This window comes from Streptomyces sp. NPDC031049 (assembly GCF_055571015.1).
Map to the genome: position 1 here is coordinate 281,921 of NZ_JBVIGC010000008.1, position 24,348 is coordinate 306,268.

21 protein-coding genes are annotated in these 24,348 nt (G+C 72.9%); 9 read left to right on the plus strand and 12 right to left on the minus strand.

The features are described 5' to 3' along the window. Nucleotides 1-124: 124 nt before the first annotated feature. Nucleotides 125-1,123: a sigma-70 family RNA polymerase sigma factor gene (locus ACZ45Q_RS16650; protein WP_468261089.1), complete on the plus strand. Its 999-nt coding sequence runs from the start codon at nt 125-127 to the stop codon at nt 1,121-1,123. A gap of 486 nt (nt 1,124-1,609) precedes the next feature. Beyond that, nucleotides 1,610-2,365 (plus strand): TetR/AcrR family transcriptional regulator, encoded by a 756-nt coding sequence (locus ACZ45Q_RS16655; RefSeq protein ID WP_468261174.1) that lies wholly within the window; start codon nt 1,610-1,612, stop codon nt 2,363-2,365. 165 nt (nt 2,366-2,530) lie between these two features. Here ACZ45Q_RS16655 and ACZ45Q_RS16660 read toward each other — a convergent pair whose 3' ends face one another. Further along, nucleotides 2,531-3,502 carry a helix-turn-helix transcriptional regulator gene (locus ACZ45Q_RS16660; RefSeq protein ID WP_468261091.1) on the minus strand — a complete coding sequence of 324 codons (972 nt, stop codon included), beginning with the start codon at nt 3,500-3,502 and terminating at the stop codon, nt 2,531-2,533. A gap of 200 nt (nt 3,503-3,702) precedes the next feature. Here ACZ45Q_RS16660 and ACZ45Q_RS16665 point away from each other — a divergent pair, with 200 nt between their 5' ends. From ACZ45Q_RS16665 to ACZ45Q_RS16680, 4 genes are all read left to right on the plus strand, one after another. Next, complete coding sequence (locus ACZ45Q_RS16665; protein ID WP_468261177.1) at nt 3,703-5,142, plus strand: MFS transporter; 1,440 nt, start codon at nt 3,703-3,705, stop codon at nt 5,140-5,142. Nucleotides 5,143-5,283: 141 nt separating this feature from the next. Continuing rightward, the gene (locus tag ACZ45Q_RS16670; protein WP_468261094.1) at nt 5,284-6,045 is read left to right on the plus strand and encodes a DeoR/GlpR family DNA-binding transcription regulator; all 762 of its coding nucleotides are present in this window, start codon (nt 5,284-5,286) and stop codon (nt 6,043-6,045) included. Further along, entirely contained in the window at nt 6,042-6,989 is a 948-nt protein-coding gene (pfkB, locus tag ACZ45Q_RS16675) for a 1-phosphofructokinase (protein ID WP_468261097.1), read from the plus strand. The genes ACZ45Q_RS16670 and pfkB overlap by 4 nt, the downstream gene beginning before the upstream one ends. Nucleotides 6,990-7,125: 136 nt before the next feature. Next, nucleotides 7,126-9,255 (plus strand): PTS fructose transporter subunit IIABC, encoded by a 2,130-nt coding sequence (locus ACZ45Q_RS16680; protein ID WP_468261100.1) that lies wholly within the window; start codon nt 7,126-7,128, stop codon nt 9,253-9,255. Nucleotides 9,256-9,399: 144 nt separating this feature from the next. Here ACZ45Q_RS16680 and ACZ45Q_RS16685 read toward each other — a convergent pair whose 3' ends face one another. The 4 genes from ACZ45Q_RS16685 to ACZ45Q_RS16700 form a co-directional block, all read right to left on the minus strand. Beyond that, entirely contained in the window at nt 9,400-10,146 is a 747-nt protein-coding gene (locus tag ACZ45Q_RS16685) for a DUF6227 family protein (protein WP_468261103.1), read from the minus strand. A gap of 157 nt (nt 10,147-10,303) precedes the next feature. Beyond that, nucleotides 10,304-11,530, minus strand: a complete 1,227-nt coding sequence (locus tag ACZ45Q_RS16690) for a L,D-transpeptidase (protein WP_468261105.1) — start codon at nt 11,528-11,530, stop codon at nt 10,304-10,306. Nucleotides 11,531-11,668: 138 nt separating this feature from the next. After that, complete coding sequence (locus ACZ45Q_RS16695; protein ID WP_468261108.1) at nt 11,669-12,724, minus strand: P1 family peptidase; 1,056 nt, start codon at nt 12,722-12,724, stop codon at nt 11,669-11,671. 101 nt (nt 12,725-12,825) lie between these two features. Next, nucleotides 12,826-14,085 carry a low temperature requirement protein A gene (locus tag ACZ45Q_RS16700; RefSeq protein ID WP_468261111.1) on the minus strand — a complete coding sequence of 420 codons (1,260 nt, stop codon included), beginning with the start codon at nt 14,083-14,085 and terminating at the stop codon, nt 12,826-12,828. Nucleotides 14,086-14,161: 76 nt separating this feature from the next. Here ACZ45Q_RS16700 and ACZ45Q_RS16705 point away from each other — a divergent pair, with 76 nt between their 5' ends. Next, nucleotides 14,162-14,362 carry a hypothetical protein gene (locus ACZ45Q_RS16705; RefSeq protein WP_468261114.1) on the plus strand — a complete coding sequence of 67 codons (201 nt, stop codon included), beginning with the start codon at nt 14,162-14,164 and terminating at the stop codon, nt 14,360-14,362. A gap of 13 nt (nt 14,363-14,375) precedes the next feature. Here the strand turns inward: ACZ45Q_RS16705 and mscL are convergent, their stop codons facing one another. From mscL to ACZ45Q_RS16735, 6 genes are all read right to left on the minus strand, one after another. Beyond that, on the minus strand, nt 14,376-14,843 hold the full coding sequence (mscL, locus tag ACZ45Q_RS16710; RefSeq protein ID WP_468261117.1) for a large conductance mechanosensitive channel protein MscL: 468 nt from the start codon (nt 14,841-14,843) through the stop codon (nt 14,376-14,378). A gap of 126 nt (nt 14,844-14,969) precedes the next feature. After that, entirely contained in the window at nt 14,970-15,482 is a 513-nt protein-coding gene (locus tag ACZ45Q_RS16715) for a hypothetical protein (protein WP_468261120.1), read from the minus strand. A 227-nt stretch (nt 15,483-15,709) separates the two neighbouring features. Continuing rightward, nucleotides 15,710-16,552 carry an S-methyl-5'-thioadenosine phosphorylase gene (locus tag ACZ45Q_RS16720; RefSeq protein WP_468261123.1) on the minus strand — a complete coding sequence of 281 codons (843 nt, stop codon included), beginning with the start codon at nt 16,550-16,552 and terminating at the stop codon, nt 15,710-15,712. Nucleotides 16,553-16,759: 207 nt separating this feature from the next. Then, nucleotides 16,760-17,071 (minus strand): FmdB family zinc ribbon protein, encoded by a 312-nt coding sequence (locus ACZ45Q_RS16725; protein WP_468261126.1) that lies wholly within the window; start codon nt 17,069-17,071, stop codon nt 16,760-16,762. Nucleotides 17,072-17,138: 67 nt separating this feature from the next. Next, nucleotides 17,139-18,422 (minus strand): MFS transporter, encoded by a 1,284-nt coding sequence (locus ACZ45Q_RS16730; protein WP_468261129.1) that lies wholly within the window; start codon nt 18,420-18,422, stop codon nt 17,139-17,141. 332 nt (nt 18,423-18,754) lie between these two features. After that, nucleotides 18,755-20,353, minus strand: coding sequence for a potassium/proton antiporter (locus ACZ45Q_RS16735; protein ID WP_468261132.1), 1,599 nt, complete (start codon nt 20,351-20,353; stop codon nt 18,755-18,757). 230 nt (nt 20,354-20,583) lie between these two features. Between ACZ45Q_RS16735 and ACZ45Q_RS16740 the strand changes: the two genes are divergently transcribed. Further along, nucleotides 20,584-23,409 (plus strand): penicillin acylase family protein, encoded by a 2,826-nt coding sequence (locus tag ACZ45Q_RS16740; RefSeq protein ID WP_468261135.1) that lies wholly within the window; start codon nt 20,584-20,586, stop codon nt 23,407-23,409. 101 nt (nt 23,410-23,510) lie between these two features. Here the strand turns inward: ACZ45Q_RS16740 and ACZ45Q_RS16745 are convergent, their stop codons facing one another. Further along, a complete protein-coding gene (locus ACZ45Q_RS16745) occupies nt 23,511-24,128 on the minus strand; it encodes a 5-formyltetrahydrofolate cyclo-ligase (protein WP_468261137.1) in 618 nt (205 codons plus the stop codon). Between the two features lie 92 nt (nt 24,129-24,220). Here ACZ45Q_RS16745 and ACZ45Q_RS16750 point away from each other — a divergent pair. Next, nucleotides 24,221-24,348: sugar phosphate nucleotidyltransferase (locus tag ACZ45Q_RS16750; protein WP_468261179.1), on the plus strand; the 128-nt coding region annotated here is incomplete at its 3' end.

Here is a 24,348-nt window from a genome sequence, read left to right on the forward strand (position 1 = left end):
CCGGATTCCAGTCGTTGTTTCCATCGGATGCAGGGCACCCGAGGACAGTCCGGGGAGACACGCCAGACGGTGCCGAGCGTCCGAAGGACCGCACCCGCTGACCCACCATCGCAAGGGAGCACGCATGGCAACCCGTGCCGTCGCCCGTCGTCAGTCCGCCACCGGCGAGACGGCCGACGCGGCAACCAGCGTCCGCGCCAACGGCGGCGAGCTCGCCGACCGCGATCTGGTCGGCATGTACCTCGACGAGATCGCGCGGACTCCGCTGCTCGACGCCGCCAAGGAGGTCGAGCTGTCCCAGATCATCGAAGCGGGTGTGTTCGCGCGGCAGATCCTCGACGGGTACGAGGACTCGGAGGTGGCGGCCAGCCGCGAAGAGCTCCAGGCCCTGGTCGACGACGCCGAGCGGGCCAAGGACGTCTTCATCCGTTCCAACCTCCGGCTGGTCGTCGCCGTGGCGCGCCGCTATCCCCGTAGCGGCCTGCCGCTGCTCGACCTGATCCAGGAGGGCAACGCCGGCCTGGTCCGCGCCGTGGAGAAGTTCGACTACCGCAAGGGCTTCAAGTTCTCCACGTACGCGACCTGGTGGATCCGCCAGGCGATCACCCGCTCGATCGCCGACCAGTCGCGGACCATCCGCCTGCCCGTCCACCTGGTGGAGGAGCTGGGCCGGATCCGTCGCGTCCAGCGCGAGTTCAACCGCGAGCACGGACGCGACCCGGAGCCCACCGAGATCGCGGCCGAGCTGGGCTCCACGCCGGAGCGCGTCACCGACGTGCTCGACTGGGCCCGCGACCCCGTCTCGCTCAACATGTCGGTGGACGACGAGGGCGAGACCCAGTTCGGCGACCTGCTGGAGGACACCTCCGCCGTGTCGCCCGAGCAGTCGGTGCTGACGCTGCTGCGCAGCGAGGAGCTCGACGACCTCATCGGCCGACTCGACCCGCGCACGGCCTCCATCATCAAGATGCGGTACGGCATCGAGGACGGCCGGGAGCGCACGCTGACCGAGGTCGGCAAGGAGCACGGCCTGACGCGCGAGCGCATCCGCCAGATCGAGAAGCACGCGCTGCTGGAGCTGAAGAAGCTGGCCCGTGACACCGGCTTCGAGGCGGCCGCGTAGCCGGGCACCCCGCGGTGGCCGGGCACCCCGCGGGGGTGTGCGCCGGGTGGCGAAACCCCGCGCAAACATGGCCGTGGAACGCCGCTTAACCCACCGGGCCCTGGGAACAAGACTTCAGGGCCCAGGAGTTCGGGCCCCGGGGTCGTGTCCCCTCGGCCCCATGAGCCACGTCCCGTCGCACTCCCCCCGGCGCCGGGACTTCCCCGAGCCGGGCTCGGCGTCCCTCCCCCCGGGCGCCTGAGCCCGGCTCGTCTCTGACGAACCGTTTCAGCCGCGCCCCTCCCGGCGACGCGGCCCTTCGGCGCAGCTGGATGGCGGGCCACCCCGGACCTGAACCCCGGGGTGGCCCGCCGGATGGCAGATTCTGCCACATGGGCATAGCCTGCCGAAGTGAGCAGCACCACCTCCCGACCCGGCGGTTCCGCCGGGTCGTCCGGCCGCAGGGCCGCCGTTTCGCTGACCGAGCGCCGCAAGGCCGAGACCCGGATGGAGATCGCCCGGGCCGCCGCCCGGCTCTTCGTGCGCCAGGGCCTGCGGGCCACGCGCGCCGAGGACATCGCCGAGGCCGTCGGCATCGCGCCGCGCACGTTCTACCGCTACTTCGCCACCAAGGAGGAGGCCGTCGCCCCGCTCTACGCGGCGGGCGCCGAGCGCTGGGCGGAGGCCGTGCGGGACGCGCCCTCCGGCCTGGGCCCGCAGCAGGCCCTGGAGTACGCGGTGCGGCACACGCTGACGCCCGGTGCCGGGGTGTCGGCGGCCTCCTGGCAGTGGGTGCGCACCCTGATCCGGCTGGCCCAGGAGAGCCCGGCGCTGCGGAAGGTGTGGGCGGAGGTCTGCCACCGCGCGGAGGAGACGCTGGCGGAGGCCCTCGCCTACCGCGCCGCCGGTGACACCGGTGACGCCGGTGACGCCGGTGACATCGGTGACGCTGGTGGCGCCGGTCACGATGGTGACGATCAGGGCGTTTCCCGTCAGGGTGCCGTCGACGGCGACAACGTTGCCGACCGGACGGGTCACCCTGCGCCGTCGCCCGCACGGTCACCCGCACAGTCGCCCGCGCTGTCGCCCGCTCTGCGCTTCGCCGCCGCCGCGGCCGGGGCCGCCGTACGCGTCGCCGTGGAGCGCTGGGCCGCCGACGACCTGCCGTCGGACGGCCCGCAGGGCCCCGTCGCGCTGGCCCTGCGCAACATGGCTGCGCTGCGGGACTTCCCGTGGGAGGACATCACCGCACCACCCGGGTGACTCACCATGGCCGCCCCGTCGCCGAGCCGCCCGGGTGACCGGCCATGGCCGCGCTGCCCGAGCCCATCGCCGGAGTGCGCGAGCGGGACTCCCCCATGGCCACGGTCCCCCTAGCGCGTCGCGCCCGGGTGTCGCACATCGAGAGTGGCCGCCGGTGTCGCCCGGTCACCCCGGCTCCGCCGCCCGGGTCAGGCGCCGGCCCAACTTCCTCACTCCCCGCACCAGTTCCTCCGGCTGCCGGACCCGGAACTCCAGCCCCAGCATCACCAGCCGCACCGCCAGCCATTCCACCGACTCCGACACCGTCGCCCGCAGGACGCAGGAGGACCCGTCCGCGGACGCCTCCGGTGTGCCGAGCCAGCCCGGCAGGCGCGCCGCGACGACGTCCGCCGGCGCGGCGAAGGCGACCTCCATGTCGTAGGAGTCGCCGCGGCGCCACATGGAGCGCCGCAGGTACTCCGCGGCGCTCCCCGTGGGCAGCTCCCGCGGAGTGAACCGGGCCCCCGTCGCGAACGGCTCGCTCACCCGGTCGACCCGGAAGGTCCGCCAGTCGGCGCGGTCGAGGTCGTAGGCGACGAGGTACCAGCGGCGGCCGGTCGACACCAGTCGGTACGGCTCCGTCAGGCGCCGCGACTCGGTGCCGTCCCCGGCGCGGTAGGCGAACCGCAGCCGCTCGCGGCCGGCCACCGTGGAGGCCATCACGGTCAGCGTCTCCGGCGCGATGCTCGGGCCGTCCCCGCTGGTCAGCGGAGTGGTCGCGGCCTGGAGCGTGGCCACCCGGTGACGCAGCCGGGCCGGCAGCACCTGCTCCAGCTTGGCCAGCGCCCGCACCGACGCCTCGTCCACCCCCTCGACCGCGTGCCCGGCACCCGCCCGGAGCCCGACCGCGATGGCCACCGCCTCCTCGTCGTCCAGCACGAGCGGCGGCATCGCCTTGCCCGCGACCAGCCGGTACCCGCCCTCGGCGCCCATGGTCGCCTGCACCGGGTAGCCCAGCTCCCGCAGCCGGTCGATGTCCCGCCGGACGGTGCGCCGGGACACCCCCAGCCGGTCGGCCAGCTCGCCGCCGGGCCATTCCCGGGGCGTCTGGAGCAGGGAGAGAAGCGTCAGCAGCCGGGCCGGAGTGTCCGTCGTCATGTCTCCCAGGGTGGCGCACGAGTAGGACATGATCTGACCTACTGGCGCCATAGCTTCACGGCATGTCCTTCACCAAAGCCCCCACCGACACCGAGACTCCCGCCGGCACCGGGAGTAGCTCCGGCACCGGCACCGGCACGGATGAGATACGACCGGCCGCCGCGGGCGACCGCCGCCGGTGGTTCGCCCTGGCGATCGTGATGACCGCGGCCTTCATGGACCTCGTCGACGTCACGATCGTCAACATCGCGATCCCGTCCATCCAGCGCGACGAGGGCGCCACGTTCGGCCAGATCCAGTGGATCACCGCCGGCTACGCCCTCGCCTTCGCCGCCGGGCTGATCACCGGCGGCCGGCTCGGCGACATCCACGGCCGCAAACGGCTCTTCCTCATCGGGATCGGCGGCTTCACCGTCGCCTCCGCGCTGTGCGGGCTCGCCGTGAACCCGGAGATGCTGGTCGCCTCCCGCATCCTCCAGGGCGCCATGGCCGCGCTGATGGTGCCGCAGGTGCTGTCGATCGTGCACGCCACCTTCCCGGCGCACGAACGGGGCAAGGTGTTCGGCCTGTTCGGCGCGGTCGTCGGGCTCGGCGCGGTCTCCGGGCCGCTGCTCGGCGCCCTGCTGACCGAGTGGAACCTGTTCGGGCTCGAGTGGCGGCCCATCTTCCTGATCAACCTGCCGGTCGGCATCGCCGGCCTGATCCTCGGCAGCCGCTACATCACCGAGTCCCGCGCCCCGCGCGCCCTCAAGCTGGACCTGGTGGGCGTCGCCCTGGTCACGCTGGGCCTGCTGATGCTGGTCTATCCGCTCACTCGCGGCCACGACCTGGGCTGGCCGCTGTGGGGGCACCTGTGCATGGCCGGGTCGGTCCTCGTCCTGGCGGCGCTGGTGGCGTACGAGCGGCGCAAGAGCGCGCGGGACGGCTCCCCGCTGGTCGAGCTGTCGCTGTTCCGGGTGAAGAGCTTCGCCGCGGGCATCGCCGTACAGACCGTCTTCGGTCTCGCGCTCGGCGTCTTCTTCCTGGTCTGGACGCTCTACCTGCAATTCGGGCTGGGCTGGAGGCCGCTGAAGGCCGGGCTGACGGGCGTGCCGTTCTCGCTCGCGGTGTCGACGGCGGCGGCGGTGTCGGTGCAGAAGCTGGTCCCGCGCTTCGGGCGCAAGGTGCTCCAGACGGGCGCGCTGGTGATGGCCGCGGGCGTGCTGCTCTACCTGTGGGAAGCCGATCGCTACGGGCTCGGCATCGAGCCGTGGCAGATGGCGCTGCCCCTGGTCGTCATGGGCGCCGGCATGGGCCTGATCGTGGCACCGCTGACCGACGCGATCCTGTCCGAGGTGCCGCGCGAGCACGCGGGGGCGGCCTCGGGACTGATCAACACCGTGATGCAGATGGGCAACGCCCTCGGGCTCGGCCTGGTCTCGGTGGTGTTCTTCGGAGTGATCGCCGACGACCTCCCCGCCACCCGGCTCGGCCCGGAGTACGTCGACGCCTTCCAGCACGCGCTGGGCTGGGTGGCCGGGGTGCTCTGCGCCATCTTCCTGCTGATGTTCGCGCTGCCGAAGCGGCCGGCACAGCACCTGGAGGGCGGTGCAGGGGAGCCCGCGGGCGCCGAGGAGAGCGAGACGGCCCTCACCCGCTGAGCGGTCGGCCGCCAGCCCGCCGCCAGCGCCTCCATGCCCGTTCGTGCCCGATCAAGCCCGAACCTGTTTACTTTCTCGAAAACCGGGCGTAGCCTCCCGGTGAAACCACAGGTTCGGGCATCTATGCGGAGGCGAACGGGCATGTACGCACCGGAGCGGCAGCAGGAGATCCTCCGGCTCGCCCGCGAGGGCGGCCGGGTGGACGTGGTGTCGCTCGCCGAGGAGTTCCAGGTCACGGCGGAGACCATCCGCCGTGACCTGAAGGCCCTGGACCGCGCCGGCCTCGTCCGCCGCGTCCACGGGGGCGCGATCCCGGCCGGCCGCCTCGACTTCGAGCCGGACCTCGCCGAGCGCGAGTCCACGGCGGCCGACGAGAAGGACCGCATCGCCAAGGCCGCCCTCGCCGAACTCCCCGCCGACGGCACCGTGATCCTCGACGCCGGCACCACGGTGGCCCGTCTGGCCGCCGCGCTGCCCCTGGAGGCCTCGCTCACCGTCGTCACCCACAGCCTGCCCATCGCGGCCCGCCTCGCCGACCACCCCGGCATCCAGCTCCATCTCGTCGGCGGACGCGTCCGGCACCGTACGCGCGCCGCCGTGGACGCCTGGGCGCTGCGGGCGTACGGCGAGATCCGCGCCGACGTGCTGCTGGTGGCCGCCAACGGTTTCTCGGCCGAACACGGCCTGACCACCCCCGACCTCGCCGAGGCCGCCGTCAAGCGGGCGGCGGTCGCCGCCGCCCGCCGCGTGGTCCTCCTCGCCGACTCCTCCAAGCACGGCCAGGAGCACTTCGCCCGCTTCGGCGACCTCGGCGACGTCGACCTGCTGATCACCGACAGCGGGCTGAGCCCCGAAGACGCCGCCGCCATCGAGCGCGGCGGCACGGAAGTAGTACGCGCATGATCCTCACCGTCACCCCGAACCCGTCCCTCGACCGCACCTACGAGGTCCCCTCCCTCGACCGCGGCGAGGTCGTCCGCGCCACCGGCGAGCGGGTGGACCCGGGCGGCAAGGGGGTGAACGTCTCCCGCGCGGTCACCGCCGCCGGGCGGCGCACGGTCGCGGTCCTGCCCCTCGGCGGCGCGCCCGGCGCCCTCGTCGCCGACCTGCTCGACGCCCAGGGCATCGAGGTCGCCCCGGTACCCGTCGCCGGGGCCACCCGCTCCAACATCGCGCTCGCCGAGGCGGACGGCGTCCTCACGAAGATCAACGCCCCCGGCCCGGAACTGACCGAGGACGAACGGGAACTGCTTCTGGAGACGGTGCGCGAGCAGTCCCGCGACGCCGACTGGATCGCCTGCTGCGGCAGCCTGCCGCGCGGCCTCGCCCCCTCCTGGTACGCCGACCTGGTCGCCCGCGCGCACACCGCGGGGGTCCGGATCGCGCTCGACACCTCCGGACCGGCACTCCTCCAGGCGCTGCGCGAGCGGCCCGACGTGGTCAAGCCCAACGCCGAGGAGCTGGCCGAGGCCGTCGGGCGTCCCCTGGCCACCGTCGGCGACGCGCTGAAGGCAGCCGAGGAACTGCGCGGGCTCGGGGCGCGGGCCGTGCTGGCCAGCCTCGGCGCCGACGGTCAGCTGCTCGTGGAGGACGCCGGCGCCTGGTACGGCAGCGCCCGCGTCGACGCCGTGCGCAGCAACGTCGGCGCAGGTGACGCCTCCCTCGCCGGGTTCCTGATCGCCGGCGGCGCGGGGCCGGACGCGCTCGCCTCCGCCGTCGCCCACGGCGCCGCCGCCGTACAGCTGCCCGGCAGTGTGATGCCGCGGCCGGGGCATCTGGCGCCGGACGCCGTGACGGTCACGGACCGGGTGCCGGTGGACCGCGTCCTGAAGGAGCCGGTGTCATGACCCGCCCCCGCACCTCCCCGTACGTCCCCGCCTCTCTCGCCCCCGTCCCCGTTCCCGTTCCCGTCTTCCTCTCCCTCCCCCTCCCCACCCCCGCCCACCTCACCGACCGGGCGATACGCGAGCTAAGGAGCCCGCGATGAGCGACATGATCACCGCGGACCTGGTCGACCTCGACCTGTCCGCCGACAGCAAGGAAGCGGCGGCCCGCGCCCTGGCCGCACGCATGGTGGCCCTGGGCCGGGTGACAGACCTGGACGGCTTCCTCGCCGACGTGGCCGCCCGCGAGGCGCAGATGCCGACCGGCCTCGACGGCGGCATCGGCATCCCGCACTGCCGCAGCGAGCACGTCACCGAACCGACGCTCGCCTTCGGGCGCAGCGCGCGGGGCATCGACTTCGGCGCGGCGGACGGCCCGGCCGACCTGATCTTCCTGATCGCCGCGCCGGCGGGCGCCGACGACGCCCACCTGACCATCCTGTCCTCCCTGGCCCGGCAGTTGATGAACACGGAGTTCACCGACGCGCTGCGGGCGGTGCGGGACGCGGCCGGAGCGGCGGCGCTGATCCGCGGCGAGGAGCCCGAGGCCGCCGAGGAGCCGCGGGCCGCCGGGGAGCCTCGGGCCGCCGAGGACGCCGCGTCTTCCGAAGCGGTCGGGGACTCCGGGCCGGCGGCCGGCGCCGAAGACTCCGTGACGGTGCCGGTGGCGGCCTCCACCGGCACCGTCACGGGCACCACCGGACCGGCACAGGACGACCGCCCGTTCCGGATCGTCGCCGTCACCTCCTGCCCCACCGGCATCGCCCACACCTACATGGCGGCCGAGTCGCTGGAGAACGCGGGCCGCGAGGCGGGCGTCGAGGTCGTCGTCGAGACCCAGGGCTCGGCGGGCTTCGCCCGGCTCGACCCGGCGGTGATCGAGGCCGCGGACGGCGTGATCCTCGCCCATGACGTCGCCGTGCGCGACAAGGACCGCTTCGCCGGCAAGCCGACCGTCGACACCGGCGTGAAGGCCGCCATCAACCGGCCCGGCGCACTGATCGCCGAGGTCCGCGGCAAGGCGGCCCGCGGCGAGGTCACCGCCGGTGCCCCGGGGTCCGGCGGCGGGACGCCCGTCGAGCGCACCGGCGAGTCCGGCGAGGGCTACGGCACCAAGCTGCGCAAGTGGCTGATGTCCGGCGTGAGTTACATGGTGCCCTTCGTCGCCGCGGGCGGACTGCTCATCGCCCTCGGCTTCGCGATCGGCGGCTACGAGATCAACGAGGCGCCGTCGGTGATGGACCACTTCGTGTGGTCCCAGGCCGACAGCTGGGCGGCGCTGCTGTTCCAGATCGGCGGCGTGGCCTTCGCCTTCCTCGTCCCCGTGCTGGCCGGCTACATCGCCTACGGGATGGCCGACCGGCCCGGACTGGTGCCCGGCTTCGTCGGCGGATCCATCGCGCTGACCATCAACGCCGGCTTCCTCGGCGGTCTGGCGGCCGGTCTGATCTCCGGCGCCGTGGTGATGGCGATCCAGCGGGTGCGGATCCCGGCGGCGCTGCGCGGCATCATGCCGGTGGTGGTGATCCCGCTGATCTCCTCGGCGATCGTCGGGTTCCTGATGTTCGTGGTGATCGGCAAGCCCATCGCCTCCGCGCAGAAGGCGATGACCGACTGGCTCGGCGGCCTGTCCGGGGCCAACGCGATCCTGCTCGGCGCGCTGCTCGGCCTGATGATGTGCTTCGACCTCGGCGGTCCGGTCAACAAGGTCGCCTACACCTTCGCCACCGCCGGCATCGCGGTCTCCGACCCGAGCGACTCCGCCATGAAGATCATGGCCGCGGTGATGGCGGCCGGCATGGTCCCGCCGCTGGCGATGGCCCTGGCGACGACCGTGCGGAGCAGGCTCTTCAACGCCGCCGAGCGGGAGAACGGCAAGGCCGCCTGGGTCCTGGGCGCGTCCTTCATCTCCGAGGGCGCCATCCCGTTCGCCGCGGCCGACCCGCTGCGCGTCATCCCGGCGTCGATGGCGGGCGGTGCGCTCACCGGCGCCCTGTCGATGGCCTTCGGGGCCACCCTGCGCGCCCCGCACGGCGGCGTCTTCGTGGTCCCGCTGATCGGCAACCCGCTGCTCTACCTGGTCGCCATCGCGGCCGGTGTCTGCCTCACCACCGCGCTGGTCGTCCTGCTCAAGGGCCTGCGCAGGCCGGTGCCCGGCACGGCCGCCCAGGGCCCGGACACGGACACGACCGCCCCGGCGGCCGAGGCGAAGCGCCCGGTGGCGGCGTAAGCACCCCGCTCGGCCCGGTGCGAACGGCCCGGCCCACCAGGCCCGGCGGGCGCCGGCCCGGCGTGCTTCAGGCCGCCCGCCCGGGTCGTGGTGGTCGGACCGGTCGTCGCCCGCCACCCGCCACCCGTCGCCCGTCTCCGGTCGTCAGGAGACCTGTGCCGCCCGGCGTTCCATCGCGCGTCGGGCGGCGTCCTCGCTGGCGTAGACCTCGCACATGTGCCGCCCGTCGGGCGTCGCCGTGTGCTCGACCTCCCAGAGGGAGAACTCCTCCCCGTCACCGAGCAGGAACGCGTGCTCGTACAGCGAGAAGGACAGCCCGGCGCGGCACGCGCGGCCGGGGCGCCCGAAGGCCTGCGTTATCCGGTACGCGGACGCCGTCGTCAGCAGCGCGGCGACATCGGCGCCCGGACGGTCCGGGTTCTCCGCCCGGCGCAGCAGCCGGCGCGCGTGGTCGGCCGAGCCGCGCCGGACGTAGGAGCTGCGCGGGGCGGGGATCGCCGCCGGCTGCGTCAGCACCGGCAGCTGGAAGTCCGGCGCGTCCGGCGGCATCGGCAGCCGGGTGGTCGCGGCGCGCAGCTCCTCCTCGTCGACGTACACCTCGTGCTGGGGTTCGCTGCCCGGCGCGGTGTTGTGGACCAGCTCCCAGAGCGTGAGCGCCGAGCCGTCGGCGAGCAGCCAGGTGTGCCGGTAGGTCTCGCGGTGCAGCCCCGCGCTGTGGTGCGCCGAGTGCAGTGAACCGTCGTACGCCAGCGCGCAGTCCAGCCGGCCGATCGTCTCGTCGGGCAGCTCGAAGGAGTTCAGTGCGCGTCCGAGCAGACGCGCCAGTTGGTCCTCCGGAGTCGGCGGGGACCCGGGTGGCTCGTACGTTGCGGTCTCGTACGGAACGCTCAAGGTTTCTCCTGGCGTTGCTGCATGTCACCTTGTGGGTGCATACCGTAGCCCCTCGGTGGGACATCATGTCCGGGAACCGGGAAAACGTACGCACGAAAAACGCCCGGGCCGCGCGAAGAGTTCCCGCGGGGCCCCGCGTTTCGTCAAAATCCGCTGGTTACACGGCACTTCCGGCGGTCCACTGGCTCCACGGCAGGTTCCAGCCGTTGAGCCCGTTGTCCGGCGAGACCGTGGCGTCCGGGGAGTTCTTGACGATCACGACGTCGCCGACGAGCGAGTTGTCGAAGAACCACTTGCCGTAGGTGTCGCCCCCGCCGCCCCGCACGTCCTGCAGCCCGATGCAGCCGTGGCTGGTGCCCGCGCGGCCGAACGGCGGATTCCCGGGCTGATACCAGTAGTTGCCGTGCAGGAAGGTCCCGGAGCGGGTCAGCCGCATCGCGTGCGGCACGTCCGGGATGTCGTAGGTGAAGCCGACCGTCGAGCCGTCCATCCGGGTCTGCGTGAACTTCTCGGAGATCACCATCTGCCCGTTGTACGTCGGGGTCTCGGCGCTGCCCGTCGAGACCGGGACCGACTTGACCGTCCTGCCGTCGCGCACCACCGTCATGGTCTGCGTGGCGGCGTCCACCGTGGAGACCTGCGAGCGGCCCACGGTGAAGCTGACCGTCTTCTTCTGCACCCCGTGGATGCCGTTCGCGCCCTCGACGCCGTCCAGGTCGATCTTCATCGTGACCTTGGAGCCGGCCTTCCAGTACTCCTCGGGCCGGAAGTCCAGCCGCTGCGCGCCGAACCAGTGACCGACCACCTTCTGCCCGCTGCTGGAGGTGACCGAGATGTGCGACTGCACGGCCTTGCGGTCGGTGATCGGCTTGTCGAACTTGAAGGACACCGGCATGCCCACCCCGACCGTGGTGCCGCCGTCGGGGGTGTAGGTGCCGATGAAGCTGTTGGCGGCGGAGACGGTGGTGAAGGTCGCGTTCTCGGTGGCGGACCGCCCGTCGGCGTCCTTCGCGGTGGCCGCGATCCGGTACTTCGTGCCCCGCTCCAGCTGCTCCTTGGGCTTCCAGCTCCGCCCGTCCGCGGAGACGGCGCCCGGCACGGCGGCGCCCGTCTCCGCGTCCGTCATCCTCACCTCGGTCAGCCGGCCGCCGCTGACCTCGACGCCGGTGGTGTTGATCGAGGCGCCGGCCGAGCCGTCCTTCGCCGAGATGGCGATCCGGGCGGTGGACACCTCGGGCGCCCCCTTGCCGCCCTTGCGGTTCTCGCCGTCGGCGTCGGCGTCGGCGCTGGCGCTGCCGCCGCACGCGGTGAGGGTGAGGGCGCCGACCATCAGGGCGGCACAGGCCCCCAGTATGCGCCGCGCTGCTATGTCCGGCGATGTCACGGGCTGCTCCTGCTTCGTGTGATGTGCGCTGTCCGTCCAGTACGTGGAGGAAGAGGAGCCGCCGCCCGACGGGGTTCCCGTCGGGCGCCATGGCCGCCATCACGTGACAGAACCGGGACATTCGCCGGCCGGCCCCGCCTACGACGGCGCGTCCGGCTCCCCGGACGGACCCCCGTACAGCTGCGTGTACGACGGCCACGCCCCGCCCGGGCCGTCCACCGGCCGCGCCGAGCGCACCGCGCGGACGATGGCGCGGGTCACCATGTCGGCACCGGCGGCCAGCACTTCGTTGAGCGCCGGCGGCTGCTTCGCGTCCAGCGGGCGCTCCCCGGTCGCCAGGGCGAACACCGTGTCCCCGTCGCTGAGCAGGTGCACCGGACGGACGGCCCGCGCGATGCCGTCGTGCGCCGTGCCCGCCAGTTTCTGCGCCTGCGCCTTGGACAGGCCGGCGTCGGTGGCGACCACCGCGAGCGTGGTGTTCAGCGGCGGGGCCGCGTTCCTCGCGGCGGACTCGGCCAGACGGCGCCGGGCGGCCTCGTGCACCTCCGCCTCCGGGTACGCGATCCGCCGCCCCTCGAACAACTCCCCGTACAACACCCCCGTTTCCAGGTCCACCGGGGACCCGACCGCGTTGGCCACCGCCAGCGCCGCCACCGTCACCCCCGAGTCCAGGACCGTGCTCGCGCTGCCCACCCCGCCCTTCAGCGGCCCCACCACCGCTCCCGTCCCGGCCCCCACGCACCCCTGCGGAACCGCTGCTCCCGGCCCGCTCGCGTCGGCCGCCTCCACCGCCGCCCGTCCGAGGGCCGCGTCCGGACGGGCCCGGAAGTCGCCACCGCGTCCCAGATCGAAGAGGCAGGCGGCCGGGACCACCGGCACCACGTGCGCCGGGTCGGGACCGACGCGCACCCCGCGCCCCCGCTCCTCCAGCCAGGCCATCACCCCCGACGCCGCGTCCAGCCCGTAGGCGCTGCCACCGGTCAGCACCACCGCCTCGACCTTCTGCACCAGGTTGCGCGGATCGAGGGCGTCGGTCTCCTTGGTGCCGGGGCCGCCACCGCGCACGTCCACCGCGGCGACCGCGCCGCCCTCCGGGGCGAGCACCACCGTCGTACCGGTGAGCCACCCGCCGCCCGTCCGTGTCGCATGGCCCACCCGCACACCGGCCACGTCCGTCAATGCGTCAGCTGTCATGGCGTCAGTGTCGTGCAGGGCGGCGCCGGGCGGTGCCGGGCGGTGCCGTCCGTGCGGTGCGCAGCCGCTCGGCATCGGGGCGGCCGGTCCGGGCGCCGGTGTCAGGCGGAGGGCCCGGAGGGCGTGGAGGGGGCGGAGGCCGGGGCCGGCTCCCGGGCGGTCGTGCGCGCCGTCAGCGTCACCCCGGACGCCACCGCCAGCGCCACGACGACTCCCGCCGCGAGCACCGCCCAGTCACCGAGGAACGTGCAGCAGATCACCAGCAGAGCGGTTGCCGGAAGCACCGCTTGCTGGGCGATGCCCACCTTGAAGTGACGTGCGTGCAGCGCCCACACCGTCAGCAGGTACAGCGCCGTCGGCAGCGTCACCGCGGCGGACGCGGCGAGCGTGGAGATGTGCGCCTTGCCGACCGCGTGCTCCACCGCCACCTCCAGCCCCGCACCGATAGCGGCGGCCGAGGCGAACACCAGGTAGTGGCCGTACCCCCACAGGAACGCCTGTCTGTTGGAACGCAGGTGCCCGTGCACGGGCACCACGAAGTAGATCCACCAGGCGGCGAACACGATCAGCAGCCCGCCCGCCGCGACCGGCAGCACCTCGCCCAGCGCGTCGTTCTCCTCGACGCCCGACTTCACCGCGACCGTGGCCGCCAGGATGGTCTCGCCGAGCACGATGATGGTGAACAGGCCGTAGCGCTCGGCGATGTGGTGCGGATGCCAGGAGGAGGGATGGTCCTTCTCCGCGAACGCCGGTACGCACATCTCCAGCACGGCCATCACCAGGAACAGCCACGGCCGGCCGCTCTCCGGCAGGAACAGCAGCCCCAGCCAGCCGATCTGGCAGAGCAGCACCCCGACGGCGTACCGCACAGCCATGGTGCGCTCGGCGTGCTCGGCGTTGCGGGCCGCCCGCAGCCACTGCGCCACCATCGCGAGCCGCATGATCGCGTAGCCCAGCCAGACGGCGAGGAATTCGTGGTCCGCGAAGGCCCGGGAGACCCCGGCCGCCAGGACCAGCACGCCGGCCATCTGCACCAGGGTGGCGACGCGGTACAGCACGTCGTCGTTGTCGTACGCCGAGGCGAACCAGGTGAAGTTCATCCACGCCCACCAGATGGCGAAGAACACCATCGCGTAGTCGAGGATGCCCTCACCGGCGTGACCCTCGGCGACGGCGTGCACCAGCTGGACGCCCGCCTGCGCCACGGCCACGACGAAGCACAGGTCGAAGAAGAGCTCCAGCGGCGTGGCGGCGCGGTGTGCCTCGCCCCGGCCGCGTGCGGTGAGCCTGCGCACCGGCCTGCCACCGCCGGGGCCGCCCGGGGGCGGGGGAGGGGACGCGGGAGTCGCACGGGACGTCATGCTGCCCAGCAGAGCAGAACCGGCCCCCGCGCGCAGCGGGACCGGCCCCGGATGCCCGGCCCCGTACCCTGGACGTATGAGCACGCCCCCCGCCCCGGACCACGAGCCGCGCGCGCCGAAGCCGGCGCCGAAGCCCGCGCTGGACTTCGACGACCCGCTGGACCAGCAGTCCGGGGACGACACCGACCGAGGCTGGGGCGAGCGGCCCGGCACGGACGGCGACGCCGCGGCCGACCTGAAGCGCTTCCTCGACGAGAAGCCGCCGCACCACCTCTGAGGCGGCGTCTCGGCTAGGTCCGGTCGTGACCCGAGCCGCGCTGGGCGACCAGGGCGTCCCGGATCTCCTTGAGCACCTCCAGCTCGCTCACCTCGACGACCTCCTTCGTGCCCTCCCTGGCCTTCCTCCGGGCCTCCTGCCGGGCCAGGTACTTGGACATCGGCAGCACCATCAGGAAGTAGACCACCGCCGCCGTGATCAGGAAGGAGAGCGTCGCACCGAGGACGGATCCCCAGAGGATGCGGACCCCCGTCGCGGCGTCGCCCGTACCGGTGCACGGGCCCTTCAGACAGGAGCTGTAGCTGTCCAGGCTCTGGGTGCCGAATGCTCCGACCAGGGGGTTGATGACTCCCTTCACCACCGAGTTGACGATGTTGGTGAAGGCGGCGCCGATGACCACCGCCACGGCCAGATCGATGACGTTTCCTCGCATCAGGAAGACCTTGAAGCCTTCCCAGACGCTCGGCTGCTTCTCGCTCACCTCGGGGGCTCTCCTCGTACGAACCGGCCGGGCCGGCTGTTGAACAAAACGCTCCGCAACCTACGTCAGCGTTGGGCCGTCCTGTCCAATTCACTCCCTCGATCGAGGGACTTGACAGTCGATCGCTCACCACAGCGTCACCGCCAGCCGTGCCGTCGCGCTCGCCCCGGCCAGGCGGGTGGCCGTGGCGCGCGGCACCGAGAGCACGACCAGCGCCCCGCTTCTCTGACCGCCCTCCGCCTCCGGCACCCTCGCCACCCGCGCCCGGCGTGCGACGACCTCGGCCCGGCCGCCGGACACCGCGTCCCCGGCGGCGACGACGTCCACCCGGTCGCCCGGCCGCAGCAGCCGGACGGTGGCCCCGTCGGCGATCCGCACCGGCACCGTCAGCCGGTCGGAGCCGGGACGCGGCGCGCCGGCTCCCGGGGCCGGCCCGGCCTGGGCGGGCGGGTGTCCGCGCGCACGGTGGGCGGAGTCCCCCGGGCCGGCGGCCAGCAGCGCCGCCGCCGTGACGGCGAGTCCGGCCGCGACCGCCCGCCTGCGGTGCCGCACCAGCCGGTGCAGGGCATGGCGCCCGCCGGACACCCGCACCGGATCGAACCGCGGCACCTGGCAGGTGGGCGGGACGTCGGCCCGCACCGGGTGCGCGGCCGGGGACGACGAGGTAACGGCGTGAGAGGCCCGAGCGGAGTGAGAGGGCGCGGAGGGGAACGAGGACGGGACGAAGGACACGGGCGACCACCACCTGCGACGAGGGACCGGCTTGCCCGTCCACGATGACCTCACCGGCCGAAGCCCGCGCCGCCCCGTGCGCTACCCGCGGATTGTGGACAACTCCCTCACCCGAACGAGCCGCTCCGCCGCCCCTAGGGCAGCGCGAACCCCGGGTCCATCCCGCCCAGCGCCCGCGTGCACGGGCAGTCCCGCTCCCCGGTCGCCGGCAGCGCGGCCACCGCGTCGAACAGCACGCCCCGCAGCCGGTCCACGTTGGCCGCGAACACGCGCAGCACCTCGTCGTGCGAGACCCCCTCGCCGGACTCGGCGCCCGCGTCGAGGTCGGTGACCAGGGTCAGCGATGTGTAGCAGAGCTCCAGCTCACGGGCGAGTGCCGCCTCGGGATGGCCGGTCATGCCCACCACGGACCAGCCCTGCGCCCGGTGCCACAGCGATTCGGCGCGGGTCGAGAAGCGCGGCCCCTCGACCACGACCAGGGTGCCGCCGTCCACCGGCTCCCAGTCCCGCCCGCGCGCTGCCTTGAGCGCTGCCGCGCGCCCCGCGGGGCAGTAGGGGTCGGCCAGCGACACGTGCACGACGTTCGGCACCGTGCCGTCGGGCAGCGGCAGCCCGTCGAAGTAGGTCGTGGTCCGCGACTTGGTCCGGTCGACGAACTGGTCGGGCACCAGCAGCGTGCCCGGCCCGTACTCCGGGCGCAGGCCGCCGACCGCGCAGGGGCCGAGCACCTGGCGCACACCGACCGACCGGAGCGCCCACAGGTTGGCGCGGTAGTTGATCCGGTGCGGCGGCAGATGGTGGTCGCGTCCGTGCCGGGGGAGGAAGGCGACCCGCCGGCCCGCGACCTCGCCGACGAAGAGGGAGTCGCTGGGCGCCCCGTACGGGGTCTGGACCGGGACCTCGGTCACGTCGTCGAGGAACGAGTAGAAACCGGAGCCGCCGATCACACCGATCTCGGCCTGCACGCTGTTCGCCATGCCCGCACCCTAACCGCGAGGGGTGGCGGCCGAGAACGCCGCGGACGACCGAGAACGCCGCGCACGACCGACAAGGCCGCGCACGACCGACAAGGCCGCGCACGGCTGAGAATGCCGCGCGCCGGCAGAAGACGGCGCGCACGCCGCGGACCCCGTCGCCGTCCGACGACAGGGTCCGGTGGTGAGGAATTCCCGGCGGGAGCCGTGTTACGCGGCGGTGCTGCTGCTGGTGGAGCTGCCGCTGCCCGACGACGAGGACGAGCCGGAACCGGAGTCCGAAGAGGACGCCGAAGACGACGAGGACGGCGACTTCGACGACGCCGGCGAGCTGCTCGACGAGGAGCTGCGGCTGTCGTTGCGGTAGAAGCCGGAGCCCTTGAAGACGATACCGACGGCCGAGAACACCTTCTTGAGGCGGCCCTTGCAGCTCGGGCACTCGGTCAGGGCGTCGTCGGTGAACTTCTGCACCGCCTCGAGGCCCTCGCCGCACTCGGTGCACTGGTACTGGTAGGTCGGCACTGTCTTCCTCCTGGCACTCTCACTCAATGAGTGCTAACGACGGTCCATAGTGACGCATTCCCCGGGATCAGTCCACTGCGGCGGGCACGCGGTGACCCACGCCACGTGCCACCGTCCGTCCGCGCGGCGGCGCCGCGAGCCGGGAACGCAGGGTCACGAGGGTCACCAGGGCGAGCACCGTGCCGCCCATCGGCACGAGGAACCCTGCACCGTCCCACAGCCGGTCCTCCAGCTGGCCGGCGACGGTGACGGCCGCCGCCTGGCCGAGCGCAACGGCGCCGGTGAGCCAGGTGAACGCCTCCGTGCGGGCCCCGGCCGGGACCAGGCCCTCGACGAGGGTGTAGCCGGTGATCAGGGCGGGCGCGATGCACACGCCGACGAGCAGGCCGAGGCCGGCCAGCACCGGCACGGAGTGCGCGGCCCACAGGCCGGACGCGGTCAGCGCGAGGGCGGTGTAGCCGACGAGCAGGCGGCGCTGCGGGGCCACCTTCCAGGCGATGGCGCCGCAGACGACGCCGGAGAGCATGTTGCCCGCGGCGAAGATGCCGTACAGGACGCCGTTCATGCCGGGCTCGCCGATGGACTGGGTGAACGCGGCCAGCGCCACCTGCATGCCGCCGAAGACGGAACCGATGCCCAGGAACGTCACGATCAGCACGCGCACGCCGGGGACGCGCAGCGCGGAGGCGTGCTCCACGCGCGCGTGCCCGCCGGAGCCGCCGGCGACGGGTGGCTGGGTGCCCTTCTGGGCGGCGAACAGCAGACCGCCGACGAGGGTCAGCGCGGCCTCCGTGACCAGGCCGGCGGCCGGGTCCACGGCCGTGCACAGGGCGGTGGCCAGCAGCGGGCCGACGACGAAGGTCAGCTCGTCGGTGACCGACTCGAAGGCCGCCGCGGTGGTCATCAGGGGCGAGCCCTTGAGCTTCACGCCCCAGCGGGCGCGCACCATGGGGCCGACCTGCGGCACCGAGGCGCCGGTGGGCACGGCCGCGGCGAACAGCGCCCACAGGGGCGCGCCGGCGAGCGCGAGAGCGGTGAGGGTCAGGCCGGCCAGGGTGTGCACCAGCACGCCGGGGAGCAGGACCGCACGCTGCCCGTAGCGGTCGGCGAGGCGCCCGGTGTACGGGGCGAACAGCGCCATGGAGACGCCGGTGACGGCCGCGACGGCGCCCGCGGCACCGTAGGAGCCGGTGGTGTGCTGCACCAGCAGCACGATGGAGAGCGTCAGCATCGCGAACGGCTGGCGCGCCGCGAAGCCGGGGAGCAGGAAGGTCCAGGCGCCGCGGGTGCGCAGCAGCTGTCCGTAGCCCGGGCGGGACGCCTTCGGGGACGCATTGACCGTGGATGCCACGGTCCGTGCCTTTCTGCCGCCTGGTAGTGCGGTCCGGGTTTGTGGCCGGGACGGCACCGAGAGCTGTCCTCTTGCGCGGACTGCGGTGGATACCGGAGCCCACGGTGAGGTAGAGGAGGGCGTTCCGGCCGCCATACGGTCGCGCCAGCTCTGCGTCAGGCAGAGGTGGTTCGATCAGGTGACTGCCTCATTGTACAAGGGAGAACCACTGGGTTCCCTGTGAATACGAACACTGGGAAACCCTTCACCTACGATTCCCGCTCCGTGCATGCGACTGCGACTTGTGCGACTGCGACGGCGGCAGCCGCCGTCGACCCACCGCCCCCGTCGCGTCACCCGGTGCCCAGCCACCCCGCCAGCTTGCCGCCGCGTCCGACCGCCCGCAGGCGCCGCTCCGCGGCGTCCCGCACCGGGTCGGTGGCGACCACGAGCAGCTCGTCCCCGCGGCGCAGCACCGTCGAGGGCTGCGGCACGAAGGACGTGCCCTCGCGGACGACGAGGGTGACCGCCGCGCCCGTCGGCAGCCGCAGCTCGCCGACCTCGACGCCGTGCATCTTCGAACCCTCGGGGATCGCGACGGACAGCAGATGCCCGCGCAGCCGCTCCAGCGGTGCCGACTCGATGCCCAGGTCGGCGGCCTCGGAGGAGTCCCCGAGCCGCAGCTTGCGGGCCAGCCACGGCAGCGTCGGCCCCTGCACCAGGGTGTAGACGACGACCAGGACGAAGACCATGTTGAAGATCGAGCGGCTGCCCTCGACGCCCTCCACCATCGGGATCGTCGCCAGGATGATGGGCACGGCGCCGCGCAGCCCCGCCCAGGACATCAGTGCCTGTTCCGGCCACGGCACCCGGAACGGCAGCAGGCACAGCGCGACGCTCAGCGGCCGGGCCACCATGGTCAGCACCAGGCCGATGACGAGCGCGGGCAGCAGGTCGTCGCCCAGCTCGTGCGGGGTGACGAGCAGGCCGAGCAGGACGAACATGCCGATCTGCGCGAGCCAGCCGACGCCGTCGGCGAAACCGCGGGTGGCGGGCCAGTGCGGCAGCCGGGCGTTGCCCATGACCATGGAGGCCAGGTAGACGGCGAGGAAGCCGCTGCCGTGGGCGATGGCACCGGCCGCGTAGGCCGCGACGGCGATGGCCATGACGGCGATCGGGTAGAGGCCGGAGGCGGGCAGCGCCACGTGCCGCAGGCCCAGGGAGCCCAGCCAGCCGATGGTGAGTCCGACGGCGGCGCCGATGGCCAGCTCCAGCGCTATCTCGGCGAGCAGCAGGTACCAGTGCTCGATGGGCCCTGCCGTGGAGAAGGAGACCACCAGGATGACCACCGGGGCGTCGTTGAACCCCGACTCGGCCTCCAGGGTGCCCGTCACCCGCGCGGGCAGCGGGATGCGGCGCAGCACCGAGAAGACGGCCGCCGCGTCCGTGGAGGACACCACCGCACCGATGATCAGCGCCTGCCGCCACTCCAGCCCGGTGAGGTAGTGCGCGCCCGCGGCGGTGACGCCGACGCTCACCGCGACCCCGGCCAACGCCATGGCGGAGGCGGCCGGCAGGGCCGGTTTGATCTCCCCCCACTTCGTGCCGAGACCGCCCTCGGCGAGGATCACGACCAGGGCCGCGTATCCGATGACCTGGGTCAGTTCGGCGTTGTCGAAGTGGATGTCCCCGATGCCGTCCTGGCCCATGGCGATGCCGATGGCCAGGTAGAGGAGCAGGCTGGGGAGCCCGCTGCGCGAGGAGAGCCGGACCGCCGCGACGGCGACGAGCAGGACGAGCGAGCAGACGAGCAGGAGCTGGTTGAGGTGGTCGACAGTCAGGGGCCGTTCCCTTCCCTGGCATATGAAAGTGAGTGTGTGGACAGCCGGCAGCGAGTACGGGTACGCGGGGGAGCCGCGGCCGCGCCCGGCGACGCGTCGGCGTACGTACATGGCACACGAAGCCGCGGACACCACGGCGAACTACTTCGTTACCTTACCTAACTCTTGACGATTTCTTGACGCTCGCCTTGGCAAGATCGAACGTCCGTGCGCGCCGGTTCCCGACTCCGCGTCAAGGGGGAGCGGGCCCTGCGCCTATGGTTGCTCCTGCGCTCGGTACGAGCACACAGCACAAAGCACAGCCCGCCCCTGCCGCTCGTGTTAGGACAGCAAGGACAGCGATGCCCCCCAACACCACCGCCTCTACGGGTCAGCAGCCCGGCAAGTCCGGCAGGAAAAAGGGGCGCAAAGCCCGGCTGATCGTCCTCGTGCTGGTCCTGGCCCTCATCGGCGGCCTGGTCTACGGGGCGTACTGGTCGATCAGCACCGTCCGGGCCTCCTTCCCGCAGACGAAGGGCTCGATCACGCTCGACGGCCTGTCGGGGCCGGTCGACGTCAAGCGCGACGGCCACGGCATCCCGCAGATCTATGCCTCCTCCGACGAGGACCTGTTCATGGCGCAGGGCTACGTCCAGGCCCAGGACCGGTTCTACGAGATGGACGTGCGCCGGCACATGACCGCCGGGCGCCTGTCGGAGATGTTCGGCAAGGGCCAGGTCGACAACGACGCCTTCCTGCGCACCCTGGGCTGGCACCGGGTGGCGCAGAAGGAGTACGACGAGAAGCTCTCGGAGTCGACGAAGAAGTACCTCCAGGCGTATGCCAAGGGGGTCAACGCCTACCTGGCGGGCAAGGACGGCGCGGAGATCTCGCTGGAGTACGCCGCCCTCGGGTTCACCAACGACTACACGCCGCAGAAGTGGACCCCGGTCGACTCGGTCGCCTGGCTCAAGGCGATGGCCTGGGACCTGCGCGGCAACATGCAGGACGAGATCGACCGCGCGCTGATGACCAGCCGCCTCGGCCCGAAGCAGATCGCCGACCTGTACCCGGACTACCCGTACGACCGGAACAAGGCGATCGTCCAGGAGGGCCAGTTCGACGAGCTCACCGGGACGTTCGAGGGCGGCGACGGCGGCTCGTCCGGCTCCTCCGGCGGCACGGGCACGGGTACGGGCACGGGCACCGGCGTCGGCACGGGCACCGGAACGGGCACCGGCGTCGGCACGGGCACCGGAACGGGCGCCGGCACCGGTGGCTCCGCCCTCCAGAGCCAGCTCTCCGGCCTCCAGGACGTCCTGGACGACCTGCCCACCGCCGTCGGTGTGAACGGCAACGGCATCGGCTCCAACTCCTGGGTCGTCTCCGGCGAGCACACCATCACCGGCAAGCCCCTGCTGGCCAACGACCCGCACCTGTCGCCCTCGCTGCCCTCCGTCTGGTACCAGATGGGCCTGCACTGCCGCAGCGTCTCCGACAAGTGCCGCTACGACGTCGCCGGCTACACCTTCGCCGGCATGCCCGGCGTGATCATCGGCCACAACCAGGACATCGCCTGGGGCCTGACCAACTCCGGCGTCGACGTCACCGACCTCTACCTGGAGAAGATCACCGGCGACGGCTACCAGTACGGCGGCAAGGTCGTCCCCTTCGACACCCGCGAGGAGACGATCAAGGTCGCCGGCGGCGAGTCGAAGAAGATCGTCGTCCGCGAGACCAACAACGGGCCCCTGCTGTCCGACCGCGACGACGGCCTCGTCGAGGTCGGCCGGAAGGCCACCGTCGACGCCGCCGCCCCCGACCGCGGCGACGGCTACGGCGTCGCCCTGCGCTGGACCGCGCTGGACCCCGGCACGACCATGGACGCCGTCTTCGCCATGAACCGCGCGAAGGACTGGGAGGACTTCCGCGAGGCCGCCGCCCTGTTCGAGGTGCCCTCGCAGAATCTCGTCTACGCCGACCGCGACGACAACATCGGCTACACGCTGCCCGGCAGGATCCCGCTGCGCGCCGAGGGCCACGACGGCTCGATCCCCGCGCCCGGCTGGGAACCGAAGTACCGCTGGACCGGCGAGTACGTCCCGCAGGACGAACTGCCCTACGAGTACAACCCGGACCGCGGCTACATCGTCACCGCCAACCAGGCCGTCGTGGACGAGGACGACTACCCCCACACCCTCACCACGGACTGGGGCTACGGCACCCGCAGCCAGCGAATCACCGCCCTGATCGAGCAGAAGATCAAGGACGGCGGCAAGATCTCCACCGACGACATGCGCCAGATGCAGCTGGACAACAGCAGCGAGATGGCCAAGCTGCTCGTGCCCCACCTGCTGAAGCTGGACATCGCCGACAAGGACGTCCGCGAGGCGCAGAAGCTGCTGGAGGGCTGGGACTACACCCAGGACGCGGACTCCGCGGCGGCCGCCTACTTCAACGCCGTCTGGCGCAACATCCTCAAGCTGGCCTTCGGCAACAAGCTGCCCAAGGAGCTGCGGGTCAAGGGCCAGTGCCTGTGGGTCGACCCGGTCGACAGCACCAAGCCCGCGGACGAGACGCAGAAGGTCCGCGAGTGCGGCCGGCGCACCACCGAGCAGGCCCAGCCGGACGGCGGCGACCGCTGGTTCGAGGTGGTCCGCACCCTGATGGAGGACCCCAAGAGCGACTGGTGGACGACGCCCGCCTCCAACACCCGGGAGGGCGCCGACCACAACCGCGACGAGCTGTTCGAGCGCGCCATGGTCGACGCCCGCTGGGAGCTGACCGCCAAGCTCGGCAAGGACATCGACACCTGGAGCTGGGGCCGGCTGCACCGCCTGTTCCTGAAGAACCAGACCCTGGGCACCGAGGGCCCGGGCTTCGTGAAGTACGCCCTCAACCGCGGCCCCTGGGAGCTGAGCGGCGGCGAGGCCGCGGTCAACGCCACCGGCTGGAACGCGGCCGGCGGCTACGGGGTGATCTGGGTGCCGTCCATGCGGATGGTGGTCAACCTCGGCGACCTCGACAAGTCGCGGTGGATCAACCTCACCGGCGCCTCCGGGCACGCCTACAGCGCCCACTACACCGACCAGACGGAGAAGTGGGCCGAGGGCGAGCTGCTGGACTGGGCGTTCACGGACCAGGCCGTCGAGGACAGCACGCAGGACACGCTGGTACTCAAGCCGTAGGCCCGCGGCGCCCGCCACCTGAGAAAACGGCCTCCACACGCGCGTGGAGGCCGTTTCTCACGTTCCGGCGGCCTGAGGCCCCCTACCTGCTCGGCGGGCCGTCACCGGAACCGCCGCACCCCCGACGGCGTCACCACCGCGTCCACGGGACGGTCGTGCGCCTCCGCCGGCACGCGGTCGACGACCTCGCGGTCGTAGAGCAGCACCACCAGCGCCGGATGCGCCGCCGCCCGCTCCAGCCGGGCCAGCACCCGGTCGTACGAGCCGCCGCCGCGCCCCAGCCTGAGGCCCCGCCCGTCGACCGCCACACCCGGCAGCAGCACGGCGTCGGCGGCCGTCACCGCCTCCGCGCCCAGCCGCTCACCCGCAGGCTCCAGCAGCTCCATCCGCCCGCCGCCGTGCCCCACGCGCGCCAGGGAATCCGGCCCGTCGTAGACACCCCAGTCCAGGTCGTTGTCCGGCAGCAGCACCGGCAGCAGGACGCGCACGCCCCGCGCGCGCAGCGCGTCGAGCAGCGCGAGCGTCCCGGGCTCGGCGCCCATCGAGACGTACGCCGCCACCGTGCGCGCCCGCGCCAGCTCGGGCAGGCCGAGCGCCCGCGCGGCCAAGGCCTCCCGCGTCCGCCGCAGGTCATCGGCCGTCAGCAGGTTCCTGGCGGCGAGAAGCTCCCGCCGCAGGCTCCGCTTGCCGGGCTCGGACACCCGTCCGTCAGGGGTCATGCCTCGCTCCGTTACCCTTGCAATGTGCTCATATGAGCGCCAACCGGCCCGAGTCACGGTTTCCCCCAATCGCACCGGCTATGGTGGCGGGCATGACTCAGGCGCAACCCAGGATCAGCAAGGCTGTCATCCCCGCAGCGGGCCTCGGTACCCGGTTCCTGCCGGCGACCAAGGCCACTCCGAAGGAGATGCTGCCGGTCGTCGACAAGCCGGCGATCCA

Bases quoted from the DNA above. Each gene is read 5' to 3' on its own strand.
- ACZ45Q_RS16650 (WP_468261089.1), top strand. From the start codon at position 125: ATGGCAACCCGTGCCGTCGCCCGTCGTCAGTCCGCCACCGGCGAGACG.
- ACZ45Q_RS16655 (WP_468261174.1), top strand. From the start codon at position 1,610: ATGGAGATCGCCCGGGCCGCCGCCCGGCTCTTCGTGCGCCAGGGCCTG.
- ACZ45Q_RS16660 (WP_468261091.1), bottom strand. From the start codon at position 3,502: ATGACGACGGACACTCCGGCCCGGCTGCTGACGCTTCTCTCCCTGCTC.
- ACZ45Q_RS16665 (WP_468261177.1), top strand. From the start codon at position 3,703: ATGACCGCGGCCTTCATGGACCTCGTCGACGTCACGATCGTCAACATC.
- ACZ45Q_RS16670 (WP_468261094.1), top strand. From the start codon at position 5,284: ATGTACGCACCGGAGCGGCAGCAGGAGATCCTCCGGCTCGCCCGCGAG.
- pfkB (WP_468261097.1), top strand. From the start codon at position 6,042: ATGATCCTCACCGTCACCCCGAACCCGTCCCTCGACCGCACCTACGAG.
- ACZ45Q_RS16680 (WP_468261100.1), top strand. From the start codon at position 7,126: ATGAGCGACATGATCACCGCGGACCTGGTCGACCTCGACCTGTCCGCC.
- ACZ45Q_RS16695 (WP_468261108.1), bottom strand. From the start codon at position 12,724: ATGACAGCTGACGCATTGACGGACGTGGCCGGTGTGCGGGTGGGCCAT.
- ACZ45Q_RS16700 (WP_468261111.1), bottom strand. From the start codon at position 14,085: ATGACGTCCCGTGCGACTCCCGCGTCCCCTCCCCCGCCCCCGGGCGGC.
- ACZ45Q_RS16705 (WP_468261114.1), top strand. From the start codon at position 14,162: ATGAGCACGCCCCCCGCCCCGGACCACGAGCCGCGCGCGCCGAAGCCG.
- ACZ45Q_RS16720 (WP_468261123.1), bottom strand. From the start codon at position 16,552: ATGGCGAACAGCGTGCAGGCCGAGATCGGTGTGATCGGCGGCTCCGGT.
- ACZ45Q_RS16735 (WP_468261132.1), bottom strand. From the start codon at position 20,353: ATGTACGTACGCCGACGCGTCGCCGGGCGCGGCCGCGGCTCCCCCGCG.
- ACZ45Q_RS16740 (WP_468261135.1), top strand. From the start codon at position 20,584: ATGCCCCCCAACACCACCGCCTCTACGGGTCAGCAGCCCGGCAAGTCC.
- ACZ45Q_RS16745 (WP_468261137.1), bottom strand. From the start codon at position 24,128: ATGACCCCTGACGGACGGGTGTCCGAGCCCGGCAAGCGGAGCCTGCGG.